We start from the raw sequence: 23,569 nt of genomic DNA, 5'->3' as shown, positions 1-23,569 counted from the left end.
GCCCGCTCTGGAATGCCCCGCGCCGCCGCAGAGACACGCTCACCCCTAGCGTACGAGCGAGCGGAGGCGGCGCAGCGCGACCGACAGCGTGGCGAGGCCCGTGTCGTCGCCCGCGTGCACCGCATCCGATGCCTCGCCGAGCGCGCGGGTCGCGGTGGGGCCGAGCTCGGCGATCCACGCGTCGACCCGGGTGTCCGGCTCGGCTGGCTCGGTCTGCGAGATGACGGATGCGGCGAGCTCGACCATGACGGCGTACAGGTCGTCGCGCATCGCGGCCCGCGCCATGGAGCCCCAGCGGTCGTCCTGCGGCAGCGCCGTGACGCGCGTGAGCATGTCGTCGAAGCTGACCCTGGCCGAGAGCGAGTAGTAGACGCCCGCGAACTCCTCGAGGTCCCAGCCTTCGCTGCCCGCCCGCTCGATGATGTCGAGCAGGGGCATGAGCTCGAGCAGCCCGGCCCCGCGCAGCGCGAGGGAACGGGGCACGCCCGCTTCCTCGAACTCGGCCACGCGAGCGTCGAAGCGCTCGCGCTCCACGCCCTGCTGCAGCTCGCCCATCCGCGACGCGAACTGCGCGACCGGAGCTCTGAAGCGCGTGATCTCCTCGCCCACGTCGATGCGGTCGGGGCGGTGCTGCACGAACCAGCGGGTGGCGCGGTCGAGCAGGCGGCGGAAGCCGAGGTACAGCTCGGTCTGCGTGGCCGTCGAGACGGCGTTGTCGGTCGCCTCGATCTCGACGACGAACCCGCGCAGGTCGAAGATCTCGCGTGCGGCGACGTAGGCCCGCGCGATCTCCTCGCTCGTGGCTCCCGTCTCGTCGGCGGCCCGGTAGGCGAACGTGATGCCGCCCCGGTTGACCATCGAGTTCACGACGTCGTTGACGACGATCTCCTGGCGCAGCGGATGCGCGTGCAGGTCGTCGGCGTACTGCTCGCGCACCTCGGCCGGGAAGTACTCGGCGAGGGTGTTCGCGAACCAGGGGTCGTCTGCCAGGTCGGTGGAGGCCAGGTCGCTCTTGAGGGCGAGCTTCGCGTAGGCGACGAGCACCGAGAACTCGGGCCGCGTGAGCCCGCGCCCCTCCTCGATGCGCCGCTTGATCTCGGCGTTCGACGGCAGGAACTCCAGGTCGCGGTCGAGCTCGTCCCGCTCCTCGAGCCACGCGATGAGGCGCTTGTGCGACGGCAGCATCTCGGCCGCGTTCGCACGCGAGTTGCCGAGCAGCACGTTCTGCTCGTAGTTGTCGCGCAGCACCTTCGCCGCGACCTCATCCGTCATGGCGCGCAGCACCTCGTTGCGCGCCTCACGGTCGAGGCGCCCGTCGCGCTCGACCGCACCGAGAAGGATCTTGATGTTCACCTCGCGGTCGGAAGTGCCGACCCCGGCGGAGTTGTCGATGGCGTCGGTGTTCAGGCTCACGCCCGATAGTGCGGCTTCGATGCGGCCGCGTTGGCTGACGCCGAGGTTGCCGCCCTCGCCGACGACCTTCAGCCGCAGCTCACGGCCGTCGACGCGGATCGCGTCGTTGCCGCGGTCGCCAATCTCGGCGTTCGTTTCGTCGCTCGCCTTGATGTACGTGCCGATCGCGCCGTTCCACAGCAGGTCGACGGGGGCGAGCAGCATCGCCTTCTTCAGCTCGAGCGGGGTGACGCGCTGCACGTCGCCCTCCAGGCCGAGCGCCTCCCGCATCTGGGGTGTCACCGGGATGGACTTCTGCGTGAGCGGGAACACCCCACCGCCCTCGGAGATGACGCTGCGGTCGAAGTCGTCCCACGACGAGCCGGGCAGGTCGAAGAGCCGCTGGCGCTCGACAAACGTCGCGGCCGCATGCGGGTTCGGGTCGATGAAGATGTGCCGGTGGTCGAAGGCCGCGACGAGGCGGATGTGCTCGGACCGCAGCATGCCGTTGCCGAACACGTCGCCCGACATGTCGCCGACCCCGACGACGGTGAAGTCCTGCGTCTGCGTGTCGTGCCCCAGCTCGCGGAAGTGGCGCTTCACCGACTCCCACGCGCCGCGCGCCGTGATGCCCATGCCCTTGTGGTCGTACCCGGCCGAGCCGCCTGACGCGAACGCATCCGCGAGCCAGAAGTCATAGCTCTCGGAGATGCCGTTGGCGATGTCCGAGAACGACGCCGTGCCCTTGTCGGCGGCCACCACGAGGTACGGGTCGTCGCCGTCATGGCGCACCACGTTCGCCGGGGGCACGATCTCGCCTCCCTCGCGGTTGTCGGTGATGTCGAGCAGCCCGCGGATGAAGGTGCGGTACGCCGACTTGCCCGCTTCGAGCCACGCACCCCGATCGCTCGGGGCGGGCAGCTGCTTGGCGAAGAACCCACCCTTGGAGCCCGTCGGCACGATGACGGCGTTCTTCACCATCTGCGCCTTCACGAGGCCGAGCACTTCCGTGCGGAAGTCCTCGCGGCGGTCGCTCCAGCGCAGCCCGCCGCGGGCGACCCTGCCGAAGCGCAGGTGCACGCCCTCGACCTCGGGCGAGTACACCCAGATCTCGGCCATTGGATGCGGCTTCGGCAGGCCGGGCACGCGTGTGCAGTCGAGCTTCATCGAGACCCAGTGCTTCGGCTTGCCCGCCTCATCCACCTGGTAGAAGTTCGTGCGCCACGTGGCGTCGACGATGCCGATCATCGAGCGAAGGATGCGGTCGTGGTCGAGGCTCGCGACGTCGTCGAGCGCGGCGAGCAGCCGCTCGGTGAGCGTCACGAGCTCAGCGTCGCGGTCGCCGACCAGCTCCGGGTCGAACTTCGCCTCGAAGAGCCGCACGATGTCGGCGGCGATCGCCGGGTTCTCGATGAGGGCCTGCTCGATGTACTCGACCGAGAAGGTCGCGCCGATCTGGCGCAGGTACATGCTGATCGCGCGCAGGATCACGATCTGGCGCCAGCGGAGCCCGCCCAGCAGCACCAGCGAGTTCAGTCGGTCGGTCTCGGACTCGCCCGACCAAACAGCGCTGAACGCTGCCTCGAATTCGGCGCCCCACGCCGCATCACCCCATGCGGCGTGACGAGATGCGGTGAGTCCGAAATCGGACACATGCAGCACGGAGCCGTCATGCAGGATGACAGCGTAGGGCCGTTCATCGACCACTCCCACGCCCAGATCTGTGAGCACGGGGAGCACTTGAGTCAGCGGGTATTCCGTGCGCGAAACCAGAGTGAAATAGCGTTTACCACCCTCATGCTTGTGCGGCTCATAGAGGTGGACGGCGAAGTCTGACGTGTCGTCGAGGTTCTCAAGGAGTTCGATGTCGCTCACTGCATCTTGCGGGGGTACAGCTTCCTTGTATCCGGCGGGGAACGCGGATGCGTAGCGGCTGAGCAATACTGCTGCTCGCTCTTCGTCGTAGGACTGGTGGAGTGCGTCAACCAACCCCTCATCCCAGCTCTTGATCGCACGTTCAAGCTGTGACTGCAGTCGTGGCTCAGTGATACTGGCCAGAGTGCTTCCGTCTTGTGCTCTCACGATGAAGTGCAGCTGCGCGAGCGGCGAATCGCCGACCTTGGTGGCGTGATCGACCTGGCTGGCGCCGAAGGTCGTGCGCAGCAGCTCCTCGATGCGCAGTCGAACCGAGGTGTTGTAGCGGTCGCGCGGCAGGTAGATGATTGCGGAGACGAAGCGGCCGAACTCGTCGGGCCGTACGAAGATCTTTGGGCGCCCCCTCTTGGGGAGCTTCGTTACCTGACGGGCAACTTCGAGAAGCAGCTCCGCGGGGCTTTGGAAGAGCTCGTCGCGCGGGTACTGCTCAAGGACTTGCAGCAGATCCTTTCCGGAGTGAGAGTCCGCGGGAAAGCCCGAGGCGTCGAGTATTGCGCGCACCTTGGCCGCGATGATCGGAAGCGTCGTGACGGAGGCTGCGTAGGTTATCGACGTGAACAAGCCGAGGAAACGACGCTCGCCGGTCACGTTCCCCTGGTCGTCAAAGGTGCGAATGCCGATGTAATCGAGGTACACGTCGCGGTGAACGGTCGCGCGCGAGTTGGCCTTCGTGATGGTGAGGAGCCGCGGCTCGCGCGCGGTGCGTTGCGCTTCCGGAGTGAGGAGTGTGACAGAAGCTGGCGAATCTCGAAGGATGCCGAGGCCTGTGGCGGGCAGAGCGCGCAGCACCTCCCCTTCTCCCGCACTTGAATCGAGGGCGTACTCGCGGTAGCCGAGGAACGTGAAGTTGCCCTGGGCAAGCCAGGTCAAGAACTCGAGCGTGGCCGCAACCTCTCCGCCGTCGACATTCGCGAGACGCCCAGCGCGCAGTTCGCCGACGAGATCCAGGCAGGTGCGATGCATGGGAGTCCAGTCAGTCACGGCTGCGTGGACGTCCGCCAACACCTTGCGCAGGTGTTCTTCGAGCGCGGCGCGCCCCTCAGGCGTCGGGATGCGATCGATCTCGAGATGCATCCATGACTCGGGGACGCCGTCGGGCGCATTCATCTCGAGGACCACGCCTTCCGCATCGCGGCGGACCGAAAGGACCGGATGCACGAGGCTCTGCACGGTGAATCCTTGCCTGCCAATGGCGGCAGTGATCGAGTCAACGAGGAATGGGGCGTCCGGTGTGCAGATGTTGATCACGGTGCGACGGGAGGTCCAGCCGTCATCCTGCAGTGTCGGCGTGAAGATCGACAACAGTGTTTCGCCTGTGGAGCGTTGATTGGCTTGGCGCCTCGCGGAGGCTGCCGCTCCGACGATGTCGCGCGGCTGACGCGCACCGAGCCCTTCAGCTGCGATCGGACCGATCAGGTGCTCAAGACCTTCGCGAAGGGCCGGGTCTACGTCTGCAAGCGTCTCGTGCAGTGGGTGGTGTGCGGCCTCTTTGGTCATGACCTTTTCTTCCGTTCACTGTGTTGGGATGGGAGGCGTGAAGGTGGTGCCCCCGGCCTTCCCCGCGATTTGGGAAAAGGCCGGGGCCCTTGGATCTGCTCCATGGAAGTGCCGGAGGCCTACTCCCCGGACTTCGTCGTGATCACGCGCAGCGGCATCGTCTGCGTGTCGAGGCGAGGGTTGCTCGCCTGGTTGCGGACGAGTTCTTCGGCCTGTGCCCGAGAAGTGACGACTGGCATAGATCCGATCAGAGGCTTCCCGGCGGATTCGGGGATGAGGATGATCGCGACGGTGGCGATCGCTGCGAAGAACATGATGTAGAACGCGGGCATGTACGTGTTGCCCGTGGCCTGAACAAGCGCCTGGCTGAAGAGAGGCGTCGTCCCCCCGAAGAGCGCGGCCGACATGTTGTACATCAAAGCCATGCCAGCAAAACGAGACGCCGTCGGGAAGAGGGCGGGCAGAGCGGATGCCGTGAGACCAACGAAGCAGGCCGTCGGGAACGCAACAAGAAGGAGCGCACCGAAGATGGCCCAGATGTTGCCCGTTTGCAGGATCATGAACGCCGGCACCATGAGCACGAGAGATGAGATCGAACCGACAAGGTAGACGGGGCGGCGTCCGAACTTGTCGGAGAGGTGCCCGAATAGGGGCAGGGACAACGACATGATGATCAGGATCGGAACGGTCGCGAGTGACGCGTTGAGGTTCGACACCCCAACCTCTGTCTCGAGGTAGGTCGGCATGTAGCTCGTGAGGGCGTACTGGATGGTCAGCTCAGCGGAGACGATCGCCATGCCGAGCAGCACGATCTTCCAGTGGTGCTTGATGACGCCGAGGACACCGAGCCTAGTGAAGATGCTGTCTTCGGCACCCTTGTGGTCGGCCTGGAACTCATCAGCGATTTCGAAGCTGGGCGTTTCCGGGAGGCGCAACCGGATCCACACGGCGATGACGCCCAGCGGGATGGCGATCAGGAAGGGGATGCGCCACCCGAAGTCGGTCATGGCGCTCTCGCCCCAGACATTCGTCGTCACGTACGTCGTGACCGCAACGGTCAGCGCTCCCGTCGCGAAACCGAGATAGGTCGCCACGTTGAGCAGCGAGGCCCAAAACCCGCGCGAGCGATCCGGAGCGAATTCTGCAACGTAGGTCGAGGCGCCGGAGAACTCGCCGCCAGCGGAAAAGCCTTGCAACAGTTTCAGGAAGTAGAGAGGAACGATTGCCCACAGACCGATCTGTTCGGCGGTCGGGAGCACGCCGATGAGGGCGGTGGACACCGCCATGAGCGCCATCGTGAAGTACAACACCTTCTGACGGCCAATTCTGTCGCCCAGCGGTCCGAGGATGATGCCCCCAAGTGGGCGAATCAGGAAGGAAACGGCGAAGCCGAGAAGCGTCACCAGGAGCCCCCAGGTGGAGTCCATGCCGGCAGTGAAGACCGCAGTCATGGTGACCGCGAGGTACCCGTACACCCCGAGGTCGAACCATTCCATGAAGTTCCCGACGGACGTCCCGATGATTGCGCGCCGCAGGTCCTTGGGCTGGATGACGACGACATCGTCGACCTCCAGCGTGCGCGGGGCATTCAGTGATCTATGACCGCTAGATCCGGGGAAGTGCTGTTGCTGTGTCATCTTTGACGCTGTTCCTCTCGGTGACCGACGTAACGGGCGATGCATTGCCCCTCGTGGCTAACTGTTATACAGTTAGCCACGACGTTACAGCATTGTCCGTGCGTCGGGCAATACACCAGAGAGGAACGGAAACATGGTGCAAATCAGCCCCATCGTGAGGCAGGCAACCCCCGTCATCGTTGAGCAGGCAGAGGGGAACTGGATTCTCGGGACCGACGGCGTGCGGTACCTGGACTTCACCTCCGGTATCGGCGTGACCTCAACCGGCCACTGCCACCCGCGCGTCGTGGAGGCCGCCCGCAAGCAGATCGGCAGCGTCATCCACGCGCAGGCGACAACCGTCATGCACAAGCCCCTGCTCGAGCTGACCGAGAAGCTCGGCGACTACCTGCCCGAGAACCTGGACTCAGTCTTCTACGCGAACTCCGGCGCCGAGGCCGTCGAGGGCGCCCTTCGCCTTGCTCGCCAGGCCACCAATCGGCCGAACATCATCGCGTTCCAAGGCGGCTTCCACGGCCGCACTTCAGGTGCGTCGAGCATCACGACCGCAGGAACCAAGTTCCGCAACAGCACTGTTCCGCTCATGGGTGGCGTGGTCATCGCCCCCTTCCCCTACGCGTACCGCCTCGGGATGACCGAAGACGAAGCCGTGCGCTTCGCCCTGCGTGAGCTCGACTACATCTTCGCCACTGTCACCAGCCCGCATGAAGCAGCTGCGTTCATCATCGAGCCGGTACTCGGCGACGGCGGCTACCTCCCGGTGCCGGTCGAGTTCCTCCGCGGCATCGAAGAGCGCGCGCGCAAGCACGACGTTCTCGTGATCGTCGACGAGATCCAATCGGGCGTTGGACGCACCGGGGAGTTCTGGGCACACACGCGTGCCGGGATCACTCCGGATATCTTGATCACCGCCAAGGGAATCGCATCGGGCTTCCCGATCTCGGCGATCGCCGCCAGCACGGAGCTCATGGCCAAGGGGCTGCCGGGCTCGCAGGGCGGCACGTACGGTGGCAACGCTGTTGCCGCAGCTGCAGCCATCGAAACGCTCAACGTGATCAAGGATGAAGGTCTCGTTCAGAACGCGGCTGAGCGCGGTGCGCAGCTGCAAGCGGGGCTCAAGCGACTGCAGGAACGCTTTCCAGTGATCGGTGACGTGCGCGGGCTGGGCCTGATGCAGGCCATCGAGTTCACTGGTGACGACGGGGAAGCGGATGCCGCAACGGCGGCCGCCGTTCAGCAGGGTGCCGTGTCCGAGGAACTCCTCCTTCTCCCTTGTGGACCTCTTGGCAACGTCATCCGCATCGTCCCGGCGCTGACGGTGAACGCTGAAGAAGTTGAACTCGCCATCGAACGCCTCGAGCGCACTCTCGAAAAGGTCACTTCCGCTGCAGCTGTGAAGTAAGGAGGAGGCACAGACATGCCCGTCATTGAGGAAAGAACAGCCCGCGTCTCCGAGCTTCGGGATCGTCTTGGAAAGGCCGGAATCTCGGTAGATGCCTCAGAGCATCGTCGTCAGGAGTATTCCTACGACGCATCGAACTACCGTGTCCGACCCGAGTTTGTGGTCTTCCCCAGCACTACTGAGGACCTGAAAACGATTCTGGTTGGCGCATCCGAAGCTGACGTCCCCGTCACCCTTCGGGGTGGGGGAACCTCAATGGCGGGCAACGCTGTGGGAGACGGCGTCGTCATCGACGTCTCACGCCAGATGACCACCGTGGACGAAATTGACCACGCGACGAACACCGTCTGGGTCGACGCTGGCGTCGTCCTGGGAGAACTTCGCGCGCACGTAGAACGCAACTCCGGGGGTCAACTGACCTTCGCGCCGGATCCCTCGTCACTGAGTCGCGCAACAGTGGGCGGCTCAATCGGAAACGATGCGTGCGGGAACCACTCCGTCGAATACGGGCGCATGTCGAATCATGTTGTCGAGATCGAACTTCTCACAATTGATGGAGCTCACCTCGTTGCGTCGAAGGGCGGCGTCCGCACCGCCGATGAGACGCACCGTCACTCTGTCGCCCGCGCTGCGGAGATCAACGATGCACTGAGAGCACTCGCGAACTCCAACCTCGCTGCACTCCGCCTGGAGCTGCAGACCATTCCTCGCCAGGTCTCGGGGTATCACCTCGCCAACCTCTTGCCAGAGAACGGCTTCAACCTCGCACGCGCCCTCGCTGGCACCGAGGGGACATGCGCAATTATTCTGCGCGCACGCGTCAACCTCGTGACGAAGCCAGGACCTACGGCACTCCTCTGCGTCGGCTACAACAACACTGTTGATTCTGCGCGCGACGTCATGACGATGCTCGAAATGCGACCGAGCGCTATCGAGGGCCTCAACAGTGCCATCGTGGACATCATGCGGCACCGCCGAGGTGAAGCAAGCGTGAGCTCACTGCCCAACGGCGACGCCTACGTGATGGTCGAGTTTTCAGCCGACACCATCGATCACGCCACAGAAAAATGCGACGAGCTTCTCACACGCTTGCGGGACCGAGGTCTCGTTCAAGACTCCGTCATCGCGACAGAACCCGCTGAGCGAGCCAAATTGTGGCGCGTTCGCGAAGATGGGGCCGGACTCTCGTCGAAACGTCTCGACGGCACGCAGACCTGGCCCGGGTGGGAGGACTCCGCAGTCGCGCCCGAGAACTTGGCTGACTACCTCGCCGAGCTACTCCCCGTCATCGAGGAACACGGCTATACCGCCTCCATGTACGGCCACTTCGGTGCCGGCTGCGTGCACATGCGCCTCGACTTCGAGTTGCGAACCGAAGCAGGTCGAGAGAACTTCAGCTCCTTCATGCGACGCGCAGCTGAGATCGTCGTGCGACACGGCGGATCACTCTCCGGGGAGCACGGCGACGGCCGCGCCCGCAGCGCCCTGCTCGACCTCATGTACTCCCAGGAGGTCCTAGAGCTGTTCCAGGGGTTTAAGGACATCTGGGACCCCAGCAACCTCCTGAACCCCGGGATCATTGTCGATCCAGTGCCGTTCACTGATTCGCTCTCCCTGCAGGGGTTCCCAAGCCAGAACGTCGCACTGCCCATGCCCACGATCCGCCCCGTCACTCCGATCGGACAGGGCGCGTTCGTTCTCGGCATCACCGAAGCAGACCACCACGAGATCGGAACGTTTGTTGGCAACGCCCACGCCTGCATCGGCGTCGGACGCTGTCGCGCGACGAGTGGTGGGTTCATGTGCCCGAGCTATCGCGCCACGAAGGATGAAAAGGACTCAACCCGAGGACGCGCTCGAGTCCTGCAAGAGCTCGCCCGAGGACAGGGAACCAGCGCCGGTGGCTGGGCACGACCAGAAGTCCGTGAAGCACTCGATCTGTGCCTTTCGTGCAAAGCCTGCTCTACCGACTGCCCCACGGGAGTCGACATGGCGGAAGCCAAGTCAGAACTCATCCAAGACCACTACCGCGGCAAACTGCGACCTTTCACGCACTACTCCATCGGGTGGCTACCACGGTGGCTACCGTTAGTCACGCGCATGAGCACCATCGCCAACATCGGCGCAAAGATCCCCCTGCTCAGATGGGTCGGCGAGAAGCTCGGCATCAGTGCTCGGCGTCGAATGCCAGAATTTTCCACCCATGCCGAGTTGAGGAAACGAGTCGCAGAAGCGGACTTCTCCTCAGACGGTGAGATTCTGGTCTTCGCTGACAGCTTTACGAAAGCTTTCCGACCGGAGGTCATCCCCGCCGCCGCACGCGTGCTTCGATCCTCGGGAGCAGAAGTCGGGTGCGCTGCGGACGCTTGCTGCGGACTCACATGGATCTCTACGGGCCAACGCGATGGTGCAACTAAGCGCCTCGCCAATCTTGTGGAGAAACTCGACGACGGCACGGACCGCGACATCGTTGTCCTCGAACCAAGCTGCGCCGCCGCAATCCGCGATGACGCACCGAAACTCGTCGGAAGCGAGGCCGCAGCGCGCGTCGCCCGTCGCGTTCGCTCATTCTCAGTCGCGGTCGACGAGGCAATGAACCGCGGCTGGGCCCCGGACGCCCTTCCCCCTGCACGAGCAGTCGTTCAGACACACTGCCACGAGCATGCGGCCTTCGGTTCACAATCCCAGCGCCGAGTCCTCAGCAAGTGGGGCGTTGCAGATGTGACCGAGTCCTCGTCCTGTTGTGGCGTGGCTGGGAACTTTGGCTTCGAAGCGGAGCACTTCGACCTCTCGATGCAGGTTGCCGAGCACTCGATTATTCCTGCCCTTAAGAAGGGAGGCGACGAAGCACTCGTCCTGACCGACGGCTTCAGCTGCACCATGCAGGTGTCTCAGATTAATCCGTTCCGAGAAACACAGCACCTCGCCATCGCACTTGATCCGAACAACGACCGAGACGCATCACCACGTGCAGACAAGACAGGATCCTGACCTCGTGAACTCCAAGGTCATTGTTGCCATCGAACCGGAGAGCCAAGCCCTCGACGAGTTCGCCCTGATCTCAGAAGTCGCGGAACCGATCATCGTTCGCACGCCCGCGCAGTTCCTCGCCGCTCGCCAGGAGGCGCGTGCCATGTTCGTCTGCGATCTCGCCACTTCACTCATCCGCGATCACGGCCCGGGGAAGTTGGAGTGGATTCAGACGAACAGCATCGGAGTCGACGCCGTGGCAACCCCGGAAGTCGCAGCGGCTGGCGTCCTCGTCACGAACGCACGCGGAATCTTCGAGCAGCCCATTGCCGAGTTTGTGCTCGCCAGCATCCTCTGCCAGGTCAAGGACCTGCGTCGAACGCTTGAAGATCAGAGGCGTGGAGTTTGGAACCAGCGCACGACCGCGAACCTCAAAGGCAGACGTGCAGTTGTCGTCGGAGCCGGTGGGGTTGGTGCGCGCATCGCAGTGCTGCTTCGCGCGGTGGGCATGGACGTAGAAATCGTGGCGCGAACACGTCGCGAGAGTGGTGGAAGTGTCGACGGCGTGCGCCTCGGGCCGGTCTTCGGCGCTGATGAGCTCCGCGAGCGTTTGGCGTTTGCGGACGACGTCGTAATCGCTGCGCCATTGACGCTCGAGACGGTTGGCATGATGGATGCAGAGGCTTTCGACTCCGTCAGACCCGGCGCGCACTTCGTCAACGTGGGAAGGGGCGCCATCGTGAACGATGACGCACTCCTTGCCGCGCTCCGCTCTGGACGAGTCGCAGCCGCCACTCTGGATGTCTTCAGCGTGGAGCCCCTCCCCCGAGTTCATCCCTTCTGGGAGATGGAGAACGTGCTGATCTCGCCGCATCAATCCGGCGACGTTCACGATTGGAAGAGGTCGACCGTGGAGCTCTTCGTTAGGAATCTGCGGAGGTGGCGAGCTGGCGAAGAGCTCGAGAATCGCGTGAACACTGCTGCGTTCCTTGCCGGCGAACCCGAGGCGGACGCAGATTGAAGATTTCTTGAGTACGGTCAGACGACGAGCCGTTTAGGAGACAGCCATGCCCTCGCCCCAAATTCTCGAGACAGTATCGGTCGCCGACGCTGCCACGACTCGACTTCGTGACAGCCTGTTCGCCGGCCACTACAAAGCTGGCGAGGAGATCAAGGACACGCACGTCGCGACCCAGTTCGGGATCGCACGTCCAACGGCGCGAGTTGCGGTACAGCAGCTCATCAACGAGGGCATGCTCGTGCGGATACCCGGATACAGTGCCCGAGTCAGGACGTTTGACCCGTCACAGGTCGAAGACATCTACCGAGTACGCAAGCTCATCGAACTCGATGCTGTCCGCGAGATCAAGAACCGCAAACCCCCGCTGCACCTCGTCGCGGAGGCACTCGAAGGCTTCGCTGATCTCCAGAAGAGCGAAGACGACTGGTCCCGAATCGCTGAGGCAGACGTTGCGTTCCACGCGTCAGTGGTCAACAGCGCCGGCTCCGCCAGACTCCAGTCGTACTTCTCCGGGATCACGAGCGAGATCCGACTGCTCGTTGCGCAACTTCGAGACCAGTACACGGGCGGCGCGGCGCTCTACGCCGAGCACGAACAGCTCTACCTCAGCCTCCGCGACGACTCATCGCTGCAAAGCGTGCAGAGCGAGTGGCTGTCGCATCTCGACTCAGCAGAGCGCTTCCTCACGCATCACGTCGCCGGCACCAACGAAGTAGGCGTCGACGAGACTATCTAACTCTGGCTAACTGTTATACAGTTAGCCGAGGGGTGGATGGACCGCCTCTGAATCGTTAGGAGTGATCATGGTTGATCTGACGTCCTTTTCCGCGCTGAGCTTCGACGTGTACGGCACGTTGATTGACTGGGAAGCCGGCATCGCGAACGTGCTCAAGGGCTGGGCCGAGCGCCACCAGTCCGATCTCGATGACGAACAGCTCCTCCTCGCCTACGCCGACAACGAAGCGGCCGTGGAACGGGAGTACCCAGGCCTTGCATATGCCGAGGTCTTGCAGGCAGCGTTCCGACGGACAGCGAAGGACTTGAACCTCCCAGTCACAGACGAGGAGGTACAGGAACTTGGTCGTTCGGTACCGAACTGGCCTGCCTTCGAGGACACACACGAAGCGCTGAGCCGCCTCAAGAAGCACTACAAGCTGATCATCCTGTCAAACGTGCACCAGCAGGGCGTGGATGGAAGCATCAAGCGCATGGCCGTGGACTTCGACCAGGTCAACACGGCTGAGCAGATTGGTTCGTACAAGCCCAACCCCCGCAACTTCGAGGTTCTCCTCGAGCGACTCGGCGACCTCGACCTCGAAAAGCAGCAGCTGCTGCACGTGGCCCAGTCCCTGTTCCACGACCACGTGCCCGGCAAGAATGCTGGCCTCGACACGATCTGGATCAACCGCCGCTACAACCGTCCCGGCTGGGGCGCCACACCCGACCCGCAGGTCGGAGTCACGCCCGACGCCGAGTACAAGTCCCTGGCCGACTTCGCGGACGCAGTTGACGACGCATTTGCAGACAAGGCCTAGCGACATGCCGACCCTGAACCTCGAAAACGTCCCCACGAAGCTCTTCATCGGTGGCGAGTGGATCGCCGGATCCAACCCGGATCTCATCAAAGTCACCAACCCGGCCACAGGGGAAGTGATTGCCGAGATCGCTAACGCGAGCCCTGAGGATGGACGCCTGGCCGCCGAAGCTGCGAACACCGCCCAGGATGCGTTCGCAGCTATGCCTGCACAAGAACGCTCGAAGATCCTCCTGAAGGCCCACGCACTGTTGCTTGAGAGCAAGGATGAGCTTGCCGCCATCATGACCGCTGAAATGGGGAAGCCATTTGCGGAAGCGCGCGGTGAGATCGACTACTCTGCGGGCTATCTGCAGTGGTACGCGCAGGAAGGGCTTCGCGTCCAAGGCTCCCACGGCCAATCGCCGTCCGGCCGCGGTCAGATCCTCCTCACCCGGGAACCGGTTGGCGTTTCCTTCCTGATCACACCCTGGAACTTCCCACTCGCGATGGGAGCACGCAAAATCGCCCCCGCAGTGGCGACAGGTTGTGCCGTCGTCGTGAAGCCTGCCGAGAAGACGCCGCTGACGATGCTGTTCCTCGCTCGGATTTTCCAGAAGGCGGGCATCCCCGCTGGCACACTCAATGTCGTGACGACGACCAACTCGAGCAAGCTGACAGGTCCGATCCTGGAAGACGGACTCGTGCGTCATCTCTCCTTCACAGGTTCGACCAAGGTCGGAAGCATCCTGCACGGGCAGTGCTCGAAGCACATGATTCGAACGTCGCTCGAGCTCGGCGGCAACGCACCATTCATCATCTTCGAAGATGCCGACCTCGATAAGGCAGTTACGGAAGTCACCGCGGCAAAAATGCGGAACATGGGAGAAGCGTGCACTGCGGCGAACCGCATCTTGGTCCACGAGAGCCTTGCTGACGAATTCGGCACGCGTCTGGCAGCCCGCTTCGAGCAGTTCACCGTCGGCAACGGACTCGACGAGGGGGTCGACATCGGTCCGATGATCGATCAGACCAGCTGCGAGCGTCTCCAGGGGCTCGTCGATAACGCAGTCGCTGGCGGCGCCCGAATCCTCATTGGCGGCGAACTGCCCGAGGGCGCCGGCTCGTTCTACCCTCCAACCGTCCTCGCGGATGTACCTCGCGACGCCGACCTGACCAGCCAAGAACTCTTCGGGCCAGTCGCACCGATCATCCCGTTCAAGGACGAGGCTGATGCCATCGAAATCGCCAACGACACCGAGTACGGCCTGGCCAGTTACCTCCTGACGAACGATCTCGCCAGAGCCATGCGTGTTTCGGGGCGACTTGAGGCCGGAATGGTCGGCATCAACACCGGCATCATCTCCGATGTCGCTGCCCCACTGGGCGGCGTGAAGGCGTCGGGACTCGGACGTGAGGGCGGGGTGCTCGGAATCGACGAGTTCCTCGAGTACAAGTACACCTTCATCCCCAACGACTAGCCAGCATCCAAGGTTCGCTCGAGAACGGCTCGGGCTCCGCCGAGAGGCGGAGCCCGAGCCGTTCTCGATTGACTGCAAGAACACATCTCAGGGAATCTCATGACCCGACGATCTGCCATCCCGGTCCTCGTGCTCAGCGCACTGATCATGGGCACTGCGAGCACTGCAGCAGCGCTCATGCCAGCAAGTATCCCCGGCACGACAATTGGCGCTGCCACACTCGGGGCGGGCGGTCTACTCATGTTCGTTGCCTTCAGGGGCAGTGCTCTCCAGGTGCTTCGAGATCGGCACACGAGGCACTGGGTGCTTTCCGGAGGCTTGCTCGTTGCCTGCTACGCACTCGCCTACTACAGCAGCGTGCAATATGCCGGCGCCGCGGTCAGCACGGTAGTCAACCTCGGGAGCGCACCGCTCTTCGCGGCGGCGATGGAATGGATCACCGGTACCAGGAGACTCTCCCTCCAGTGGGCGCTTGGCACTGCAGTCTCGGTCGTAGGCCTTGTGCTTCTTAGCTTCTTTGCCGACCCCGGTGCAGCTTCCGACACACCTACGGATGCTGCGGACATGACCGCGGGGATTGCTCTCGCTGTTTTGTCTGGACTTCTCTACGCGGGATACACGCTGACATCCAAGAAGGCGCTCGACCAGCGCCCCGATGCGCCAGGAGTTATGGGAGCAACGTTCGGAGTGGGTGGTTTCCTGCTGCTCCCGCTGCTCGCCTTGAACTTCGAAACATTGCTCCGGACCCCTGCGACGATTGGCTTAGGGCTCTACCTAGCGATCGGGCCGGTTCTCATCGGGTTCTGGCTGTTCGGGCTCGGCCTGCGTTACGTCGACGCTCGGACTGCGACCACCATCACGCTCATCGAACCTGTACTCGCGAGTTTGCTCGCTGTCATTGTCATCCACGAAGCGATTGCGGCACCTGGGTGGATCGGGATTGCGGCAACCGTGGTCGGACTGTACGTCGCCACCAAGAAGTCCTGACCCACCTCAAGGACGCGACCCGTCAATGAGAACTAGAACTCAATTCGATGCGCGAGTCTTTGCAAGACGCCGTCTCACAAGAGGCCAGCATGCGATGAGCACCCCCGTTGCAAGCAGACTCGTCCAGACCTGAGTACGCCCGCTTTCGGAGCTAAGCATGATCGCGATGATTCCAAGGACGGCAGCAATGAGCAGGATGTTGATCCAGGGGAAGAACCACATCTTCAGTTTCAGGTTCGCTTGCTCCTCCGGCGTCATCTTCATGCGAAGGCGCATCTGTGTCGCCGCGATGAACACATACACGAACAACGCGACGAGGCCCGCAGAGTTCATGATGAAGTCGAAGATGCCTGAACCAGGTGCCACGAAGTTGACGATCGTTGCTGCGAAGCCACCGGCAGTCGACGCGATGAGGGCAGCGACCGGCACACCGTTCCGGGCGCGTTTGGCGACGATTCTCGGAGCGAAACCTTGGTCAGCGAGCGCAGCGAACATCCGCGATGCCGAGTACAGGCCGGAGTTCAGGACCGAAACGACAGCTGTGAAGATCACGATGGTCATGATCGTGTCTGCGCCTGGAACTCCGAAGAGTGCGAAGACGTGTGTGAACGGTGGAATCACCGCGGGATCTGGGAGCTGATTCCAGGGCACGATGGTGACGATCAGCAAGACAGCACCGACATAGAAGAGCAGAATGCGCCAGATGATGGTCGTGGTTGCTTGCTTGATTCCACCGGCCGGATCTTCCGACTCAGCAGCCGCCATGACCGCAATCTCAGTTCCGAAGTACGAGAAGATCACGATTGCGACTCCTGTGAGCACAACACCCACGCCGTTCGGCGCGAAACCGTCATGCGCCCAGAGGTTGGACACCGAGAAAGACGCGTCGGGCCAGAGCCCGAGAACGAAGAGCACGCCCACGACAAGGAAGACGACGATCGCACTCACCTTGACACTCGCGAGCCAGAACTCAACCTCGCCGAAGGTGCGAACGGATATGAGGTTCGTGATGATGAAGAGCACGAGCAGTGCTATCGACCATCCCCAAGAAGGGATGACTGGGAACCATCCGTTGAGCAGGTTTCCCCCGAGAACCGCCTCGTAGGCAAGGACCCCGACCCAGAAGTACCAGTAGAGCCAGCCCACGAGGTACGCGGCCCAGTCCCCAAGTCCCACCCGGGCGTACTCCATGAAAGAGCCGATGGCTGGACGGGCGGAAGCCATCTCGCCGAGCATGCGCATCGCGAAGAAGACCAGCAGTCCCCCGATGAGATACGAGATCACCGCCGCCGGCCCGGCGGCATGGATGATATTGGCCGATCCGACGAACAGGCTTGCACCGATGATGCCGCCCAACGTGATCATCGTGACGTGACGGGAACGGAGCTTCTTCGGCGGTCGAACCGCCACACCTGCCGAGGTCTCGGGTGAGACCCGGGCGTCGTAGGGAGATGGGCGGTGTTCTGGCATGAGGCACTCGCTTCCTGTACACCCACGATCCCTGCGGGATCGGGCTGTCTTCGTTGACAACTGCTCCACGCCGTCCTCGACTGAACAGTTGCGTGTGGGGTGGAACTTATCTATATAACTGTTATACAGTACATCAGGTCGCGCAAATCAACGGGACACCACCTCATCGGCACATCCCCGCAAGGACGAACATGAACTCAACTCGCCTCGCCGCACCAGCTCCTGCATCCGACCGGGTCAAGCGCGGTCTCGCAGAAATGCTCAAGGGCGGCGTAATCATGGACGTCGTCACCGCCGAACAAGCTCGCATCGCGGAAGATGCCGGCGCTGTCGCCGTCATGGCCCTCGAGCGCGTCCCCGCCGACATCCGCGCGCAGGGCGGAGTCGCTCGCATGAGCGACCCTGACCTCATCGAGAGCATCATCGCCGAGGTGTCCATCCCCGTCATGGCGAAGGCTCGCATCGGGCACTTCGTCGAGGCACAGGTGCTGCAGGCGCTCGACGTCGACTACATCGACGAGTCCGAGGTGCTGAGCCCGGCCGACTACGTGAACCACATCGACAAGTGGCAGTTCACGACGCCGTTCGTCTGCGGCGCCACGAACCTCGGTGAGGCGCTGCGCCGCATCAACGAGGGCGCGGCCATGATCCGCTCGAAGGGCGAAGCGGGCACGGGCGACGTCTCGGAGGCGACCAAGCACATCCGCAAGATTCGGGCAGAGGTCGCGGCGCTCACCGCGATGACCCGCGACGAGCTGTACGTCGCCGCCAAGGAGCTGCAGGCCCCTTACGAGCTCGTGCGCGAGATCGCCGAGACGGGCAAGCTCCCGGTCGTGCTGTTCACGGCAGGCGGCGTAGCAACCCCGGCCGACGCCGCGATGATGATGCAGCTCGGCGCAGACGGTGTCTTCGTCGGCTCCGGCATCTTCAAGTCGGGCAACCCTGCCCAGCGTGCAGCGGCGATCGTGAAGGCGACCACGGCGTTCGACGACCCTGCCGTGATCGCTGACGCCTCGCGCGGACTCGGCGAAGCCATGGTCGGCATCAATGTCTCCGACCTCGCCGCTCCGCACCGCCTCGCCGAGCGCGGCTGGTGAGAAAGCCGTCTAGAAAAGACAACGGATTACCCCCGCGGTGAGCGCTCGACGGGGCTGGTGATCCGATTGTTTCGACCCGAGAAGGGAGCTGATCGATCGGGTCGGTACGCGCATTCGGCGGCGATTATCACTCTGACGCTCGCGCTGATAACCCTCACTACTCGAGCACCGACCGCCTCGATAGCCCCGGTCATCAACCAGATCAGCAGCGAGACCTCGCTGACGCCCACGATCCTTAGCCTCCTCACATCAGTCCCGCTTGCGTGTTTCCTCATCGCAGCACCGATTGCCCCCTGGCTCCAGGCGAGATTCGGGCTGTCAGTAGTGCTCATGGTCTCGCTCGCCGGCGCATCAGCCGGGACCGTCATACGCTCATTGCCCGGAACGTGGAGCCTGGGACTGGGAACATTGCTCTTGGGTTTCGCCGTCGCGGTAGTAAGTGTGCTGACCCCGTCCCTCATCACGGGTTTCGTAGGGCGTCACAACCGCTGGTACACATCTGTGTACACTGCGAGCTTGAGCCTCGGCCCGGCCCTCGCCACAGGCCTGGCTGTACCACTTGCGAACGCATTTGGCGATAGCTGGCGACTAGCCTGCGGTAGCCTGGCGGTCCTCCCCCTACTGGGACTCAGCGGTTGGATCTTGGTTCACCCAGAAGAATCTGGTGCACGCCGGTCACACAAGATGCGGACATCGAGGGACGACGCGCTGACGTCTCAACGCCGACGCGAAGGTCTCAGCGAAGTCCTGCTTGACCCGTCGGCGTGGATCGTCACAGGTTACTTGGCCTTCACTTCGATGCTGTTCTATGCGATGTTGGCTTGGTTGCCAACGATCCTGATCGATTCCGGGGAGCCACCTGCGACTGCCGGTGCCTACGCCTCGCTCGTGAATCTGACGGCAATCCCCGCCGCGTTCGCGGCACCAGGTCTTCTTCGAAAAGTTTCCCCTCGTTGGCTGGCCCCACTTAGCGCCCCTCTCCCGTTCGCGCTTGGTGCTGCGGTGCTCGCATCTGTGCCTTCGCAGCCGATTCCAGCTTTGCTCCTCCTCGGCCTGGGCCAGGGTGCTTCAGTCGGCATTTCCTACGGTCTCGTGTTGGCAATGAGTCGCTCACCCCAGCACTCGACATCGCTCTCGTCGATGAGTCAGACCTTTGGAGTCGCTCTCGCGGCTGTCGGTCCACTCGCTGCCGCGAGCATCCACGAAGCGAGTGGCGGTTGGTCTCTCGTGCTGTGGTCATTATGCGCTGTCGCGGTGCTGCAATCAGTCGTCGGAGTGTGCTCAACCTCGACAAAATCCTGAACCGACGCAGCAGGCACTGCGACTGACCACGACACCGTTCCCGCCCCCTCGGTCCCACGGACGAATCGCAAACTCAGTGAAATGTCCCGCACCGAGCGAGTTTTCGCTTATCTAACCTCAGCGATATGCGCTATCAAGTCCGGAAACTCAACCGTGGTGAACCTGCATAGGTCCCACCTGCCCTCAGCGTCGCGAGCCACCCAGGCGCCATCTGCTCGGACACCCAAACCTGGTCGCCCTGGGGCCAAGATCCGCCTGGCGGCAAGCACTCCGCTCATAACATCGCCGGCCGATCAGGCCTCATCTGCAACTCGCCGACGCTCGTGCCACCACCTCCGGCAACAGGAGTCACGACGGCGCGCGCTTCGATTCAACTGCAGACGGGCCGTTTTTGGCGCCGCCAAACCCGCACAGCAAAGCGAACAAGGTAGATTGCCTGCAGAACGAGGAAAAGGACATGACGATCAGGCAACCTCTCGAGACCGTCTCCCTCGTTGACGCCGCCGTGAACAGGCTGCGCAACGACCTTCTGACTGGCGGATACGCGGCCGGTCAGGAGCTGAGTGACACACAGGTGGCTGAAGAGTTCGGGATCGCAAGACCAACCGCTCGCATGGTAGTTCAGCAACTTATCAACGAAGGCATGCTCGTCAGACCACCCGGGTACAGTGCGCGGGTTCGGTGTTTCGAGCCCGCCGAAGTATCAGACCTCTACCGAGTTCGCCGTCTGGTCGAACTCGACGCTGTTAGAGCCATTAAAGCGAGTACCTTGCCACTCGTTGGCGTGGAGGCCACACTCGCAAACTTCGAATCTCTCAGCCCCAACGCGAATTGGCATGAGGTCGCCGAAGCTGACGTAGCCTTCCACTGTTCCGTAGTCGAGGCCGCAGGTTCTCCTCGACTGAGCGAATTTTTCGCGAGTCTCACAGGGGAACTGCGCCTCATGATCGCGATCCTTAGAAAGCATTACAGCAGCGCGAACGCGCTTTACGTCGAGCATCTGGAGCTGTATACGCTGCTCCGCGATGCCCCACTGCGCGATGTAGAGGCCAAGTGGACCAGACATCTCGAGGATGCTCGAAAGTTCCTCGAAGCAAGTCTCGCTACATAACAACGGTCACACGCCGCGGCACCCCACATCGCTCGTGCGATCCACTAACCGACCTTCATCCCCCTTCGTTTATGCCCCGAGTAGTCATGACGGAGTTGTGTGTCGTGAGCCCCTCAAACGAATCCAGAATCTCGAAGGCTTTGGGATACGCGTCCAGGAAGCCAATATCGAGCTCGCTCTTCCCAGACATGATGAGCTGCGCACCGATCTCGCCGACCGCCGGCGCAACCCTGAAACCATGTCCTGAGAAGCCGGCCATGACCAGAACATCCTCGTTCTCGGGGTGAGGCTTGATGTGCTCGAACATCGTTGTCGTATAGCTCTCAACGTAGGTCGCAACCCGATACGGTCGCTTGGCCAGACCAGGAAGCATCTGCTCCCGAATCCAGTCAAACTTCTTGATCTCATTTTCGAGCGCTTCACCTTCGAGCCGCCGAGGCAGCTTAGAGGCATCCCCTGTGACGAAGTGGTCATTGAAACCGAGGCCCAACTTAACCGCTCGCCCGTCTTTCGTCGGGATTCCGTACGTGTAGTGCGGCGCTGCACGCAGGAACGGAGGCATACCAGCGAGATGGTCATCTTCGACTGAAGTGAACCAGAGGGAAGTTAAACGCCGCGCGACCACTTCTTCCTTGATCGCGGGAACCACCGTCGGCGTCCACCCGCCGCACGCGACGATAGCGCGATCGAAGTGCTCTGTCCCGTGCCGCGTCGTGATACTCACCCCTGGACCTTCAAGGCCAATGTCACTCACGGGCGTGAACTCGTGAATATTGGCACCGTTGGCGGCTGCGAGCCTAGCCGTGGTGACGTTCGTCTGTTCCGGCCTTATTACAGCCCCTTCTACGTCCCAGACACCCACCGCATCGTCCTGAAGGTCGAATTGCGGGAACCGACGCCGCAGTGCGTGGCGATCAAGCAGCTCTATTGGCGCCCCGGAACGGCGCGCAGATTCGAGACCGTTGGCCAACTGCGCGTTGCCCGATTCTCCAAGAACTAACACGCCGGATCTGTCTCGAAGTTGTGCTCCACTCTCTCGCTCGAGTGCATCCCAGACGATCGCCGCACGTTCGATGAGTGGCACATACGAGGGCTCAGCAAGCTCAAGATTCCAGAAGAGGCGACTCTCCCCTCCGGAGCCTGCCTCGGGGTGCCCCGGGTAGGCAGCGTCGAAACCGTGGACTTCAACCCCCTCGTGCTTGCTGAGCTGCCAAAGCGCTTGGACCCCAATGGCGCCGAGGCCTACGACTGCAATTCTCATTCCCTACATCTGCTTTCTGAAGTTGGTGCAAGACCGAATGGACTAGTTGCACTGCGTCTGTGATTCATTTGCCGGCGAGAGCGGCAACGATCGCGTCGCCAACTTGAACAGTCGTCGCCTGTCCACCGAGATCCGGTGTGGACAGTCCAGAACTAAGTACCGAGCGAAGAGCTAGTTCAACATCAACTGCCAGATCGGGATGCCCGAGATGATCCAACATCATCGCCCCCGCCCAGATCTGTCCCACTGGGTTTGCGATCCCACGCCCGACAATGTCAGGGGCCGATCCGTGGACGGGCTCGAACATCGACGGGTGTCGTTTCTCGGGGTTCAGGTTGGCGCTTGGTGCAATCCCAATAGAGCCGACAGTCGCGGCGGCAATATCCGAGAGGATATCTCCGAATAGGTTCGATGCGACGATGACATCGAACGACTGCGGACTCTGCACGAGCCGCGCCGACAATGCGTCGATGAGCATCGGAGTGAGCCGAACTTCCGGGAATCCGCCGGCAACCTCTGCGACAACCTCATCCCAGAAGGTCATGGTGTGGACGATCCCGTTGGATTTTGTCGCTGACACGAGATCGCCATTTCGTTCGGAGGCGAGCTCCGCAGCGAACGAGACCGCCCGGCTAACGCCGTGCTTAGTAAAGATGGCTTGCTGATACGCGGCCGCATACTCGGTGCCGACTCCGGAACGCCCACCTACGGCTGAATATTCACCCTCAACGTTCTCTCGTACGATGACCAGGTCGATGCCCTCGTGGTTCGCGAGGGGGGAGCGAACCCCTGGCAGCGACTTGATTGGGCGAAGATTGATGTATTGATCAAACTCGCGACGAATCGGGATGAGCATGCCCCACAGGGTCTCAGCGTCCGGGACCTCTGGGTGCCCCACCGCGCCGAGGAAGATGGCGTCTGTGTCGGCCATCTTGTCGATGGCATTCAGCGGCATCATTCGACCGTGTGAACGGAAATAATCGGTGCCCCAGGGTCGCTCTTCCCAGCGAAGCTCTACGTCACTGCCTTCGCACGCCGAGTCCAGCACAGCCTGGGCAACAGGCATCACTTCGGGGCCAATGCCGTCGCCGGCAAGCACGGAGATCACATGTGTTTTCAAACCATTCCCTTTCGTTGTACGACCAGGGCCGCGTTTCGGTCCCCATCTCACAATTACAGGTGGGGATGAAGGTGTACTTGGTCGCGAGGAAAACTTCGATGCCGAGGATGCCGCGTTCCGGGCCGATGCCGGAAGCTTCGTACCCACCTAGGGGAGCTACGACGTCTGAGATAATGCCGGAGTTGATATGAACCATCCCCGGCTCGACTCGCTGCGAAGCACCACGGGGTCGTGCCAAGTCTTTCGTGACGGGTAGGACGCGAGGCTGTGATCGGTGTCGTTGTCGAGTGCAATGGTGTCGAATTCGCCAACAGAAGACAGGATCGGAGCGACGGGCCATCCTCTCGAAGAGCCTCGGTGAGTGATCCGATCA

Annotated in this window: 16 protein-coding genes; 10 read left to right on the top strand and 6 right to left on the bottom strand. The window is 62.6% G+C overall.

The features are described from left to right. Positions 1–45 precede the first annotated feature (45 nt). Positions 46–4,824: an NAD-glutamate dehydrogenase gene (locus tag F8O03_RS17825; protein WP_151425081.1), complete on the bottom strand. Its 4,779-nt coding sequence runs from the start codon at positions 4,822–4,824 to the stop codon at positions 46–48. Between the two features lie 119 nt (positions 4,825–4,943). After that, positions 4,944–6,461 carry an MFS transporter gene (locus F8O03_RS17820; RefSeq protein ID WP_151425080.1) on the bottom strand — a complete coding sequence of 506 codons (1,518 nt, stop codon included), beginning with the start codon at positions 6,459–6,461 and terminating at the stop codon, positions 4,944–4,946. A 133-nt stretch (positions 6,462–6,594) separates the two neighbouring features. On the opposite strand from F8O03_RS17820, the gene F8O03_RS17815 reads away from it, so the two are divergent. The 7 genes from F8O03_RS17815 (at position 6,595) to F8O03_RS17785 (ending at position 15,835) form a co-directional block, all read left to right on the top strand. Continuing rightward, positions 6,595–7,863, top strand: coding sequence for an aspartate aminotransferase family protein (locus F8O03_RS17815; RefSeq protein WP_151425079.1), 1,269 nt, complete (start codon positions 6,595–6,597; stop codon positions 7,861–7,863). Between the two features lie 15 nt (positions 7,864–7,878). Next, positions 7,879–10,854: an FAD-binding and (Fe-S)-binding domain-containing protein gene (locus tag F8O03_RS17810; RefSeq protein ID WP_151425078.1), complete on the top strand. Its 2,976-nt coding sequence runs from the start codon at positions 7,879–7,881 to the stop codon at positions 10,852–10,854. A gap of 142 nt (positions 10,855–10,996) precedes the next feature. Beyond that, a complete protein-coding gene (locus tag F8O03_RS18630; protein ID WP_425280964.1) occupies positions 10,997–11,854 on the top strand; it encodes a D-2-hydroxyacid dehydrogenase in 858 nt (285 codons plus the stop codon). Between the two features lie 46 nt (positions 11,855–11,900). Further along, on the top strand, positions 11,901–12,590 hold the full coding sequence (locus F8O03_RS17800; RefSeq protein ID WP_151425076.1) for a GntR family transcriptional regulator: 690 nt from the start codon (positions 11,901–11,903) through the stop codon (positions 12,588–12,590). A 67-nt stretch (positions 12,591–12,657) separates the two neighbouring features. Further along, a complete protein-coding gene (locus F8O03_RS17795; RefSeq protein ID WP_151425075.1) occupies positions 12,658–13,389 on the top strand; it encodes a haloacid dehalogenase type II in 732 nt (243 codons plus the stop codon). 4 nt (positions 13,390–13,393) lie between these two features. Further along, positions 13,394–14,848, top strand: coding sequence for an NAD-dependent succinate-semialdehyde dehydrogenase (locus tag F8O03_RS17790; RefSeq protein WP_151425074.1), 1,455 nt, complete (start codon positions 13,394–13,396; stop codon positions 14,846–14,848). 99 nt (positions 14,849–14,947) lie between these two features. After that, positions 14,948–15,835 carry a DMT family transporter gene (locus tag F8O03_RS17785; RefSeq protein ID WP_151425073.1) on the top strand — a complete coding sequence of 296 codons (888 nt, stop codon included), beginning with the start codon at positions 14,948–14,950 and terminating at the stop codon, positions 15,833–15,835. Between the two features lie 39 nt (positions 15,836–15,874). Here the strand turns inward: F8O03_RS17785 and F8O03_RS17780 are convergent, their stop codons facing one another. Then, entirely contained in the window at positions 15,875–17,305 is a 1,431-nt protein-coding gene (locus F8O03_RS17780; protein ID WP_244296366.1) for an amino acid permease, read from the bottom strand. 191 nt (positions 17,306–17,496) lie between these two features. Here F8O03_RS17780 and pdxS point away from each other — a divergent pair, with 191 nt between their 5' ends. The 3 genes from pdxS to F8O03_RS17765 all read left to right on the top strand — a co-directional run bounded on the left by pdxS (position 17,497) and on the right by F8O03_RS17765 (position 20,815). After that, positions 17,497–18,402 carry a pyridoxal 5'-phosphate synthase lyase subunit PdxS gene (gene pdxS, locus F8O03_RS17775; RefSeq protein ID WP_151425072.1) on the top strand — a complete coding sequence of 302 codons (906 nt, stop codon included), beginning with the start codon at positions 17,497–17,499 and terminating at the stop codon, positions 18,400–18,402. A 57-nt stretch (positions 18,403–18,459) separates the two neighbouring features. Next, positions 18,460–19,704: an MFS transporter gene (locus F8O03_RS18625; protein WP_425280961.1), complete on the top strand. Its 1,245-nt coding sequence runs from the start codon at positions 18,460–18,462 to the stop codon at positions 19,702–19,704. 457 nt (positions 19,705–20,161) lie between these two features. Next, positions 20,162–20,815: a GntR family transcriptional regulator gene (locus F8O03_RS17765; protein WP_151425071.1), complete on the top strand. Its 654-nt coding sequence runs from the start codon at positions 20,162–20,164 to the stop codon at positions 20,813–20,815. Between the two features lie 55 nt (positions 20,816–20,870). Here the strand turns inward: F8O03_RS17765 and F8O03_RS17760 are convergent, their stop codons facing one another. The 3 genes from F8O03_RS17760 to F8O03_RS18620 all read right to left on the bottom strand — a co-directional run bounded on the left by F8O03_RS17760 (position 20,871) and on the right by F8O03_RS18620 (position 23,536). Beyond that, positions 20,871–22,076: an FAD-dependent oxidoreductase gene (locus F8O03_RS17760; RefSeq protein WP_151425070.1), complete on the bottom strand. Its 1,206-nt coding sequence runs from the start codon at positions 22,074–22,076 to the stop codon at positions 20,871–20,873. A 64-nt stretch (positions 22,077–22,140) separates the two neighbouring features. Further along, positions 22,141–23,184, bottom strand: coding sequence for an isocitrate/isopropylmalate dehydrogenase family protein (locus F8O03_RS17755; RefSeq protein WP_280115590.1), 1,044 nt, complete (start codon positions 23,182–23,184; stop codon positions 22,141–22,143). After that, the gene (locus F8O03_RS18620; protein ID WP_151425068.1) at positions 23,096–23,536 is read right to left on the bottom strand and encodes an aldehyde dehydrogenase family protein; all 441 of its coding nucleotides are present in this window, start codon (positions 23,534–23,536) and stop codon (positions 23,096–23,098) included. Before F8O03_RS18620 ends, F8O03_RS17755 begins: the two co-directional genes overlap by 89 nt. Positions 23,537–23,569: the final 33 nt, after the last annotated feature.

It is taken from the genome of Pseudoclavibacter terrae, from assembly GCF_008831075.1.
Taxonomy (GTDB): Bacteria; Actinomycetota; Actinomycetes; order Actinomycetales; family Microbacteriaceae; genus Pseudoclavibacter; species Pseudoclavibacter terrae.
The sequence above is the reverse complement of the archived record's forward strand: the minus strand, read 5'-3'. Positions and strand labels throughout refer to the sequence as shown.

Excerpts from the sequence above, each read along its gene's own strand:
- F8O03_RS17800 (WP_151425076.1), top strand. The coding sequence starts at position 11,901 with ATGCCCTCGCCCCAAATTCTCGAGACAGTATCGGTCGCCGACGCTGCC.
- F8O03_RS17785 (WP_151425073.1), top strand. The coding sequence starts at position 14,948 with ATGACCCGACGATCTGCCATCCCGGTCCTCGTGCTCAGCGCACTGATC.
- F8O03_RS17825 (WP_151425081.1), bottom strand. The coding sequence starts at position 4,824 with ATGACCAAAGAGGCCGCACACCACCCACTGCACGAGACGCTTGCAGAC.
- F8O03_RS18630 (WP_425280964.1), top strand. The coding sequence starts at position 10,997 with ATGTTCGTCTGCGATCTCGCCACTTCACTCATCCGCGATCACGGCCCG.
- F8O03_RS17780 (WP_244296366.1), bottom strand. The coding sequence starts at position 17,305 with ATGCCAGAACACCGCCCATCTCCCTACGACGCCCGGGTCTCACCCGAG.
- F8O03_RS17765 (WP_151425071.1), top strand. The coding sequence starts at position 20,162 with ATGACGATCAGGCAACCTCTCGAGACCGTCTCCCTCGTTGACGCCGCC.
- F8O03_RS17760 (WP_151425070.1), bottom strand. The coding sequence starts at position 22,076 with ATGAGAATTGCAGTCGTAGGCCTCGGCGCCATTGGGGTCCAAGCGCTT.
- F8O03_RS17820 (WP_151425080.1), bottom strand. The coding sequence starts at position 6,461 with ATGACACAGCAACAGCACTTCCCCGGATCTAGCGGTCATAGATCACTG.
- F8O03_RS17810 (WP_151425078.1), top strand. The coding sequence starts at position 7,879 with ATGCCCGTCATTGAGGAAAGAACAGCCCGCGTCTCCGAGCTTCGGGAT.
- F8O03_RS18620 (WP_151425068.1), bottom strand. The coding sequence starts at position 23,536 with ATGGCCCGTCGCTCCGATCCTGTCTTCTGTTGGCGAATTCGACACCAT.
- pdxS (WP_151425072.1), top strand. The coding sequence starts at position 17,497 with ATGAACTCAACTCGCCTCGCCGCACCAGCTCCTGCATCCGACCGGGTC.
- F8O03_RS17790 (WP_151425074.1), top strand. The coding sequence starts at position 13,394 with ATGCCGACCCTGAACCTCGAAAACGTCCCCACGAAGCTCTTCATCGGT.
- F8O03_RS17795 (WP_151425075.1), top strand. The coding sequence starts at position 12,658 with ATGGTTGATCTGACGTCCTTTTCCGCGCTGAGCTTCGACGTGTACGGC.
- F8O03_RS17815 (WP_151425079.1), top strand. The coding sequence starts at position 6,595 with ATGGTGCAAATCAGCCCCATCGTGAGGCAGGCAACCCCCGTCATCGTT.